7 protein-coding genes are annotated in these 9565 nt (G+C 71.5%); 4 read left to right on the top strand and 3 right to left on the bottom strand.

Annotated elements, in window-relative coordinates; all coding sequences use genetic code 11:
• Positions 1-714: 714 nt before the first annotated feature.
• A complete protein-coding gene (pstS, locus tag BJ972_RS09090) occupies positions 715-1788 on the bottom strand; it encodes a phosphate ABC transporter substrate-binding protein PstS (RefSeq protein WP_129173662.1) in 1074 nt (357 codons plus the stop codon).
• Between the two features lie 134 nt (positions 1789-1922).
• Entirely contained in the window at positions 1923-2687 is a 765-nt protein-coding gene (locus BJ972_RS09085) for an SGNH/GDSL hydrolase family protein (protein ID WP_129173664.1), read from the bottom strand.
• 22 nt (positions 2688-2709) lie between these two features.
• On the opposite strand from BJ972_RS09085, the gene BJ972_RS09080 reads away from it, so the two are divergent.
• Positions 2710-3594 (top strand): PfkB family carbohydrate kinase, encoded by an 885-nt coding sequence (locus BJ972_RS09080; protein ID WP_129173666.1) that lies wholly within the window; start codon positions 2710-2712, stop codon positions 3592-3594.
• A gap of 35 nt (positions 3595-3629) precedes the next feature.
• Here the strand turns inward: BJ972_RS09080 and BJ972_RS09075 are convergent, their stop codons facing one another.
• Positions 3630-5156, bottom strand: a complete 1527-nt coding sequence (locus tag BJ972_RS09075) for a PucR family transcriptional regulator (protein WP_241830757.1) — start codon at positions 5154-5156, stop codon at positions 3630-3632.
• Positions 5157-5273: 117 nt separating this feature from the next.
• On the opposite strand from BJ972_RS09075, the gene gabT reads away from it, so the two are divergent.
• The 3 genes from gabT (at position 5274) to BJ972_RS09060 (ending at position 9558) form a co-directional block, all read left to right on the top strand.
• Complete coding sequence (gene gabT, locus BJ972_RS09070) at positions 5274-6632, top strand: 4-aminobutyrate--2-oxoglutarate transaminase (RefSeq protein WP_129173670.1); 1359 nt, start codon at positions 5274-5276, stop codon at positions 6630-6632.
• A 41-nt stretch (positions 6633-6673) separates the two neighbouring features.
• Positions 6674-8143, top strand: coding sequence for an NAD-dependent succinate-semialdehyde dehydrogenase (locus tag BJ972_RS09065; RefSeq protein WP_129173672.1), 1470 nt, complete (start codon positions 6674-6676; stop codon positions 8141-8143).
• Positions 8144-8208: 65 nt separating this feature from the next.
• Positions 8209-9558: a flavin monoamine oxidase family protein gene (locus tag BJ972_RS09060; RefSeq protein ID WP_129173674.1), complete on the top strand. Its 1350-nt coding sequence runs from the start codon at positions 8209-8211 to the stop codon at positions 9556-9558.
• Positions 9559-9565: the final 7 nt, after the last annotated feature.

Genomic DNA, 9565 nt, shown 5'->3' with positions numbered 1-9565 from the left:
CGGGTGGCGCTGGGAGCGGGGATGACGCGCGCTCGCGTCATCCGCCGGAGTGCCGTTCGCGCGCGTGAGTGCCGCGCGAGGGGTACTCCTGCGCGCGAGCGGTACTCCTGCGTGGTGATGGAGGGGTGAGGGGCGCGGTGTGGGTGAAGACGCGTGCGAGGGGAGTGACGCGGGCGAGGGGAATGGCGCGGTGAGGGGAATGGCGCGGGTGAGCGGATGACGCGCGCCCGTGTCATCCGTCGGAGTGCCGTTCGTGCCGGGGAGTGCCGAGCGATAGGTACTCCGGCGTGCAAGCGGTACTCCGGCGCGGTGATGGAGGGGTGAGGGCGCGCGGTGTGGGTGAAGACGCGTGCGAGGGGAGTGACGCGGCGAGTGGAATCGCGCGGGTGAGGGGATGACGCGTGCTTGTGTCATCCGTCGGAGTGCCGTTCGTGCGGGGGAGTGCCGCACAAGAGGCACTCCGGCGCGCAAGCGGCACTCCTGCGTGGTGTGGGTGAAGACGCGGGCGAGGGGAGTGACGCGGGCGAGGGGGAGGGTGCGGTGAGGGGAATGGTACGGGTGAGCGGATGACGCGCGCCCGTGTCATCCGCCGGAGTGCCGTTCGCGCGCGAGAGTGACGCGCGAGGGGTACTCCGGCGCGCGAGGGGTACTCCGGCGCGGTGATGGAGGGGGAGTGAGACGGAGGGCGCGGGGAGCGGATGACGCGGCCGGGCGTCAGCGGATCGTCGCGACGGTCTCGAGCACGCGCGCGGCGAAGTCCGACGAGAGCGGCGCCGAACCGGCCTGCTTCTCGGCGAGAGCCTGACCCTCGGCGCTCACGACCCACTCGATGTACGCGCGGGCGAGCTCGCCCTCCTCGGCGTCGGCGTACTCGGAGCACGCGACGACGTAGCTCACGAGCACGAGCGGGTAGACGCCCGGTTCGGAGCTTGCGCGGTCGATGTCGATGACGATGTCGTTCTCGGCGCGGCCGCTCTCGAGCGGGGAGACGTCGACGACGGCCGCGGCGGCCTCCGACGAGTACTCGACGAACTCGTCGCCGACGAGCAGCTTCGCGACGGTGAGGTCGGTCGCGCGCGACGCGTCGATGTACCCGATCGAGTCGACGCCGCCGGTGACCGCGTTGTAGACGCCCGACGTGCCCTGCGCGGCCTCGCCGCCGCTCACGGGCCACGTGTCGGACGGCTCCCACGGCCACGCCTCGGGCGCGACCTCGTGCAGGTAGTCGGTGAAGTTCTTCGTCGTGCCCGAGTCGTCGGACCGGTGAACGGCCGTGATGCGCGAGGACGGCAGCGCGGCATCCGGGTTGAGGGCGACGATCGCGGGGTCGTCCCAGTGCGTGATCTCGCCCGAGAAGATGCCGGCGATCGTCGCCGCGTCGAGACCGAGGTCGTCGACCCCGTCGATGTCGTAGGCGAGCACGATGGGGGAGAGGTAGACGGGCAGGTCGATGCCCGGCGTGCCCGGGGCGCAGCGCACGAACTCGCGCGCGAGCTCTTCCTCGTTGAGGGCCGAGTCGCTGCCCGCGAAGCTCACGCCGCCGGCGATGAACTGCTCGCGGCCCGCGCCCGAGCCGGCGGGCTCGTAGTTGACGGTGACGCGCCCGTTGTCGCGTTGGAACGCCGCGATCCAGACATCCTGCGCCCCCGCCTGGGCCGACGACCCGGTGGCGTCGAGCGTGCCCTTCAGCGGGCTCCAGGCATCCCCCTGCTCGTTCGCGGCGCAGCCGACGAGGACGGAGGATGCCGCGATCACGGCGAGTGCGGAGAACAGGCGGCGGCGGGTCATGGCCCTCTCAGGCTACCCGGCGACCCCGACCGTTCCCGAACCGTTCACCGAACGCCCCTGTTTGTGACTCGTTCGTGCGGGTATGAACCCGCCAGAACGACATCGATCAGTCACAAACGGGTGGGTGGGGGGGGCTAGACGAGCACGACGGGTTGGAGGGTCGGACGCTTCGCGGTGCGGCCGTCGCCGGAGGAGCGCCCCGTGAGACGGCGCCCGATCCACGGCACGACGAACTGCCGGTAGTACGCGGCGGAGTTGCGCGAACGCCGGCTCGGCGGCTCGGCCGCGAATTCGTCGACGCCCCACGCGGGCGGCACCTCGACGCCGAGCCCGCGCAGCACATTGGCCGCGGCGTGCGCGTGGCCGGCGGCGTTGAGGTGCAGCTTGTCGGGCGACCAATAGCGGATGTCGGTGAGCGTCTCATCACTCCAGTTGTCGACGAACGTGACCGACTCGAGATCTCCCCACGCACGCACCTCGGCCGCGAGGGCGTCGCCGCGACGCTCGAACACGGGCCCCATGGGCAGGTGCCGCGCCGGGTTCGCCCCGCTCAGCATGAGCACGTGGATGCCGGTCTCGCGCGCACGCTCGACGGCGTTCCGCAGTCGGTCGGCGACCTCCGTGATCGAGATGCGCGGACGCAGGATGTCGTTGCCGCCGCCGTTGAAGCTCAGCAGCTCGGCGCCGAGCGCGAGGGCGGGTTCGAGCTGTTCGTCGATGATCGGGCTGAGCTTCTTGCCGCGGATCGCGAGGTTCGCGTACGTCACCGTATCGGGCTCGGCCGCATGGGCGAGGCCGAGGGCGACGAAGTCGGCCCATCCGCGTGCCGACCCGTCAGGAAGGTCGTCGCCGACACCCTCGGTGAAGCTGTCGCCGATGGCGACGTAACTGCTGTACATGGTTCAACGCTAGCGTTGACGCATGTCAGACACCCCCCGAATCTGTGTGATCGGTGACGCACTCGTCGATGAGATCCGCGACGCCGACGGAATCCGCGCGTTCCCGGGCGGAGCCGCCCTCAACGTCGCCGTGGGACTCGCCGTGCTCGGGGTGCCCACGACCCTCATCACGATGCTCGGCGCCGACGAGGAGGCCGACCTCATCCGCGAGTTCCTCGAGGGCTTCGGAGTCGAACTCATCGAGACGACGTCGACCCTCGGCACGGCCCGTGCGATCTCGCACCGGGTCGACGGCGAGCCGCACTACGAGTTCAACGAGGCCGCGCGGGGGCGTCACATCGCCTTCACCGCCGCGGCGCACGTCGCGCTCGAGGAGGCTCCGCTCATCGTCGTGAGCTGCGTCGCCCTCGATTCGGCGGCGCAGTTCGAGGAGCTCGTCGCCGCGACCTCGGGCCGCGCCCCGCTCATCGTCGACCCCAATCCGCGCACGGGCATGATGCACGATCGCGACGCGTTCCTCACGAACCTCGAGGCGCTCGCCGCCGAGGCCCTCCTCGTCAAGGTCGGCGACGACGACGCGGCCGTGCTCGCCGACGAGTCGCTCGACGTCTTCGCCGACCGGCTGCTCGCGACGGGTGCGCACGCCGTGCTGACGACCGCGGGTCGAGACGGCGCGGGCGTGCGGACGAGCGACGGCGTGCGCGTCAGCGTCGGCATCAGCGACCTGCCCGGCCCCATCGTCGACACGATGGGTGCGGGAGACGCCGTGCTCGCCTCGGCGGTCGCGACGATCCACGCGTCGGGTCAACCGACGGATGCCGCGGGCTGGGTGGCACTGCTCGGCGACGCCATGCTCGTCGCCGCGGCGACCTGTCGGTCCGAGGGTGCGCTGCTGAAGAAGCCGTAGCCCCCGGCATCCCCGGCGGATGACGGAGGCTGCGGTCAGGCCTCGTCCGCCATGAACGCGGCCCAGAGGTCGGCGCGCGCGGGGAATCCGCCGAGGTCGCGGGCGAGCACGCGCTCCGCGAGGGCGATGCGGGCCCGCACGGTGTGGCGGTGCACGCCGAGCGCCGTCGCTGCGGCGTCGAACTGAGCGCCGTTCTCGAGCCACACGTGCACGGTACGGCGGAGCTCGGTTCCACTCGTCGCATCGTGCTCGTCGAGCGGCGCGAGCGTCGCCCGAGCGACCTCGCGCACGTCGGCGTGGGCGAGGAGGCCGAGCACGCCGACGCTCGCGAGGCTCGTGAAGTCGACGACGCCGCGGCTGCCCTCCCGGGCGCGCCCGAGCGCCGAGCGACCCTGGGCGTACGCGCGGGAGAGCGCCGAGTAGTCCGCGGGCCCGCCGACGCCGACCGCGGCGTCGAACGACGTCGCGACCTCCTCGAGCACCGCGCGGCTGCGGGGTTCGAGCACGATCATGACCGAGTCGTCGTGGAGGGCATGGAAGACGTCGTGCGATCGGCGTTCGAGCGACTCGAGCAGCGCCTCGCGGTGGTCGGCCGCGACGTCGACGACGGCGACGAGCGCCGGTGCCTCGGGCAGACCTCCCCAGAGCTCGTCGGCGACGCGGTGCGCGACGGCCGGATCGTCGGCGAGGAGGGCGTGCGCGAGGCCCGAGCGCAGCACGCCGCGCGCCCGGTCGAGGTCGCGGCCCTGTTCGAGCGCGGCTCCCGCGAGGGCGATGACCGACGTCACGACGTCGCGACCGGCCGGGTCGAGCGCTTCCCCTCCCGCGACGGCGAGCACTCCGCGCAAGTGCCCCCGGCGCCCCAGGGTCTGCAGGGTGACGGTGCGGTCGCCGACGCGCGCGTGCACGCTCGCTCGTTGCCCGCGGCGGAGGAGCGCATGGGCGTCGGTCTCGAGCGCGGCGATCGCGACGTCATCCGCCGCCTGTCCCCGCCCCGACGGGAACTGGCGCGGCGCCCCGCCCGCCGCGTCGAAGAAGCCCACCCAGGCGGGCAGCTGCCGCGCGAGCTCGGCGAAGGTCGCGTCGAGCCCGTCGGGGTGCAGTGCCGCGAGCGAGATGCGGTGCTGCGCCTCGAGCGCCCACGAGCGACGCGCGTTCTCGGCGGCGGCGTGCAGCTCGGCTGCCGCCCGGGCGATCGCGATGAAGGGGATGCGGTACGGCACCTCGACGAGGGGAACACCCGCCTCGCGGCACGCGGCCACGAGTTCGTCGGGCGTGCCGTCACGCACGACCTCCGTTCCGAAGCCGATCGCGACGATGCCGCGTGCGCGCAAGCGCTCGACGTAGTCGGCGACGAGGCCCGCACCCGCTCCCTCGAACTGGGTGCCCGTCGTCAGCAGCACGACGTCGTCGGCGAGGAACGGCGTCGGGTCGGCGAGGTCGGAGCTGTGCACCCAGGCGACCGGGCGATCGAGTGCGCCGGCGGCGAGGTCGGTCTCGGTGAAGAGCGGTTGCAGTGCCAGATCGGGAAGGGCGAGCACGGTTCGCAGGGTCGCGGGCACGGCGGGTCCTCTCGGTGGTGCGGGAACACGGCCACTGTACTCCGAGGCACGGTCTGGGCGGGTGCGTGTACGCGATGGACAGCGACAATCCGCTCGGCCCGCGCCTAGCATGCGACCATGACCCTCATCGATGAGCCGCGGGCGGTGCACGCCGGCGGACCCACGCTTCCGCAAGAACGACGACTCGTCACCGCCATTCCGGGCCCCGAGTCCGAACGCCTCCTCGCACGCAAGGCGAGCGCCGTCGCCGCGGGTGTCGGGCACACCGTTCCCGTCGCGGTCGTCGCCGCGGGCGGCGGTGTCGTCGTCGATGCCGACGGCAACTCGCTCATCGACCTCGGCAGCGGCATCGCCGTCACGGGCGTCGGCAATTCGAACCCGCGCGTCACGGCCGCCGTCGCCGCGCAGCTCGACGCCTTCACGCACACGTGCTTCACGATCGCGCCCTACGAGGGCTACGTCGCCGTCGCCGAGGCGCTCAACCGCCTCACCCCCGGCGACCACGAGAAGCGCAGCGCCCTCTTCAACTCGGGCGCCGAAGCCGTCGAGAACGCCATCAAGATCGCGCGGCACCACACCCGCCGCAGCGCCGTCGTCGCCTTCGACCACGCGTACCACGGCCGCACGAACCTCACGATGGCGCTGACCGCGAAGAACATCCCGTACAAGAGCGGCTTCGGCCCCTTCGCGCCCGACATCTACCGGATGCCGCTGTCGTACCCGTTCCGCGACGGCGGCCTGACGGGGGCGGATGCCGCAGCCCGCGCCATCTCGCAGATCGAGAAGCAGGTCGGGGCCGAGAACCTCGCGGCCATCATCATCGAACCCATCCAGGGCGAGGGCGGTTTCATCGTTCCCGCCGAGGGTTTCCTCGCCGCGCTCGTCGACTGGGCGCGCGCGAACGACGTCGTCTTCATCGCCGACGAGGTGCAGACGGGCTTCGCCCGCACCGGAGCGATGTTCGCGAGCGAGCACGAGGGGATCGTGCCCGACCTCATCGTCACGGCGAAGGGCATCGCGGGCGGCCTGCCGCTCTCGGCCGTCACGGGCCGCGCCGACATCATGGACTCGGCCCACGTCGGCGGACTCGGCGGCACCTACGGCGGCAACCCGCTCGCGTGCGCGGCCGCCCTCGCCACGATCGAGGCCTACGAAGAAGACGGGCTCGTCGAGCGTGCCCGTGAGATCGAAGCAGTGCTCTACCGCGAACTCGGTTCGCTCCAGGCGAGGGATGCGCGCATCGGCGACATCCGCGGTCGGGGTGCGATGGTCGCGATCGAGCTGGTAGACCCGGAGACCGGCGTACCCGACGCCGGCCTCACGGCGCGTGTCGCGCGCGAATCCATCGCGCGCGGTGTCATCGTGCTCACATGCGGCACGTACGGCAACGTCATCCGTTTCCTGCCTCCGCTCACGATCGACGACGACCTGCTGGTCGAGGCGCTCGGCGTCATCGGCGACGTGCTGGCCGCCTGAACCGACTGCATCCGACCTCGCCTGACCTCCGAAGGAGCCCCATGACCGAGCAGACGACCCACGAGAGCGAACTCCTCGCCTCCGTACCGACCGGCCTCTACATCGGCGGGGAGTGGGTGAGCGCCGAGGGCGGTGGAACGCTTCCGGTGATCGATCCGTCGACGGGCGAGGTGCTCGTGCGGATCGCCGACGCGAGCGTCGCCGACGGCACCCGGGCGCTCGACGCGGCCGTCGCCGCACAGGAGTCGTGGGCGGCGACGCCTCCGCGTCAGCGCGGAGAGATCCTCCGCCGTGCGTTCGACCTGCTGCAGGAGCGCGCCGACGACTTCGCGCTGCTCATGACGCTCGAGATGGGCAAGCCCCTCGCCGAGGCGCGCGGTGAGGTCACCTACGGCGGCGAGTTCCTGCGCTGGTTCTCGGAGGAGGCGGTGCGCATCTCGGGCCGGTACGGCCTGAACCCCGAGGGCACCGGCCGCATGCTCGTCTCGCAGCGCCCCGTCGGCCCGTGCTTCTTCATCACGCCGTGGAACTTCCCGCTCGCGATGGCGACACGGAAGATCGCTCCCGCGCTCGCCGCGGGCTGCACCGTCGTCGTGAAGCCCGCCGAGCTCACGCCCCTCACGACCCTCGCGTTCGTCAAGCTCCTCGAAGAGGTCGGGCTGCCCGCGGGCGTCGTCAACGTCATCACGACGTCGCACTCGCAGTCGGTCTCGGCGCCGATCATCGCCGACCCGCGTCTCCGCAAGCTCTCGTTCACGGGCTCGACCGAGGTCGGCCGGAAGCTCATCGCGCAGGCCGCCGAAGGCGTGCTGCGCGTCTCGATGGAGCTCGGCGGCAACGCCCCGTTCGTCGTCTTCGAGGACGCCGACCTCGACGCCGCCGTCGAGGGCGCGCTCGCCGCGAAGTTCCGGAACATCGGCCAGGCCTGCACGGCGGCCAACCGCTTCATCGTTCACTCTTCGGTCGCCGACGAGTTCGCCCGCCGCGTGACCGAGCGCGTGAGCGCCATGCGGCTCGGTCGTGGCACGGATGACGGTGTGCAGATCGGTCCGCTCATCGACGACGCCGCGGTCGAGAAGGCCGAGAAGCTCGTCGCCGACGCCGTCGCGCGCGGGGCGAGCGTCACGACCGGCGGGTCGCGCGTCGACCGGGCCGGCACGTTCTTCGAGCCCACCGTCGTCACGGGGGTCACGCCCGGCAGCGACATCCTGACCAACGAGATCTTCGGGCCGGTGCTCGCGATCGCCACCTTCGACGACGAAGACGAGGCCGTGCGCCTCGCGAACGACACCGAGTTCGGTCTCGTGTCGTACGTGTACACCCAGGGGCTCGCCCGCGGCCACCGCATGATCGACCGTCTCGACACCGGGATGATGGGCCTGAACGTCGGCGTCATCTCGAATGCCGCTGCGCCGTTCGGCGGCGTCAAGCAGTCGGGAATCGGCCGCGAGGGCGGGCCGGAAGGCATCCACGAGTACCTCTCGACCAAATACACCCTCATTCCGGGGTAAGCCTCGCCCGCTCGGACGGGCCATGATGAGCACGTGTGCTTCACGAATGCAGACAAGGAAGACTGATGACTGACATCGAACGTGACGTCGTCGTGATCGGCGCGGGGGCCTCGGGCCTCACCGCCGCGAACGAACTGAAGAAGGCCGGGCTCTCGGTCGCCGTGCTCGAAGCGCGCGACCGCGTCGGCGGGCGCCTCTGGACCGAGACGATCGACGGCGCGATGCTCGAGCTCGGCGGCCAGTGGGTCTCACCCGACCAGGACGCGCTCATCGAGACGATCGACGACCTGGGCCTCGAGACCTACTCGCGCTATCGCGAGGGCAAGAGCGTCTACATCGGCCGTGACGGCGAACGTCGCGAGTTCGAGGGCGAGATCTTCCCCGTCGCCCCCGAGACCGAGAAGGTCATGGTCGACCTCATCGAGAAGCTCGACGCCCTCGTCGCCGAGATCGACCCCGACCGCCCGTGGGACCACCCCGACGCCCGCGCCCTCGACGCGATCTCGTTCGAGTCGTGGCTCGCCCGCGAGACCGACGACGAGGAGGCACGCGAGAACATCGCCCTCTTCATCGCCGGCGCGATGCTCACGAAGCCGCCGCACGCGTTCTCGACCCTGCAGGCCCTGCTCATGGCGGCATCCGCCGGAAGCTTCTCGCACCTCGTCGACGCCGACTTCATCCTCGACAAGCGCGTCGTCGGCGGACTCCAGCGCGTGCCGATCCTGCTCGCCGAGCGCCTCGGCGACGACGTCTTCCTCGGCCAGCCCGTGCGCACCGTGCAGTGGGGCGACAGCGGCGTGACCGTCATCGCCGACGGGATGACGGTGCGTGCGCGCCGCGTCATCCTCGCCGTTCCTCCCGTCTTGCTCACCCGCATCTCGTACGAGCCGCCGCTGCCGCGCCTCCAGCACCAGATGCACCAGCACCTCTCGATGGGCTTCGTCATCAAGGTGCACGCCGTCTACGAGACGCCGTTCTGGCGCGACAAGGGCCTCTCGGGCACGGCGTTCAGCCCGTACGAGCTCTCGCACGAGGCGTACGACAACTCGAACCACGAGGACCCGCACGGCACGCTCGTCGGGTTCGTCTCCGACCGCCACGCCGACGACGTCTTCCGCCTCTCGGCCGAGGAGCGGAAGGCCCGCATCCTCGAGTCGCTGTCGCACTACTACGGCGACGAGGCCACGAACCCGATCGTCTACTACGAGAGCGACTGGGGCTCCGAGGAGTGGACGCGCGGCGCCTACGCCGCGAGCTTCGACCTCGGCGGGCTCTCCCGCTGGGGCGGCGACCTGCGCGTTCCCGTCGGGCCGCTGTACCTCTCGTGCAGCGACGTCGCCGGCAAGGGCTACCAGCACGTCGACGGCGCCATCCGCGTCGGCCGCGAGGTCGCCGCGCAGATCCTCGCCGAGTAACGCCCGG

The organism is Agromyces atrinae (assembly GCF_013407835.1).
GTDB classification, from domain to species: Bacteria; Actinomycetota; Actinomycetes; order Actinomycetales; family Microbacteriaceae; genus Agromyces; species Agromyces atrinae.
This window is presented reverse-complemented; position numbering and strand designations above follow the sequence as displayed.

Coding starts and splice junctions, on each gene's coding strand:
- BJ972_RS09065 (WP_129173672.1), top strand. CDS start 6,674: ATGACCGAGCAGACGACCCACGAGAGCGAACTCCTCGCCTCCGTACCG.
- BJ972_RS09085 (WP_129173664.1), bottom strand. CDS start 2,687: ATGTACAGCAGTTACGTCGCCATCGGCGACAGCTTCACCGAGGGTGTC.
- BJ972_RS09060 (WP_129173674.1), top strand. CDS start 8,209: ATGACTGACATCGAACGTGACGTCGTCGTGATCGGCGCGGGGGCCTCG.
- pstS (WP_129173662.1), bottom strand. CDS start 1,788: ATGACCCGCCGCCGCCTGTTCTCCGCACTCGCCGTGATCGCGGCATCC.
- BJ972_RS09080 (WP_129173666.1), top strand. CDS start 2,710: ATGTCAGACACCCCCCGAATCTGTGTGATCGGTGACGCACTCGTCGAT.
- gabT (WP_129173670.1), top strand. CDS start 5,274: ATGACCCTCATCGATGAGCCGCGGGCGGTGCACGCCGGCGGACCCACG.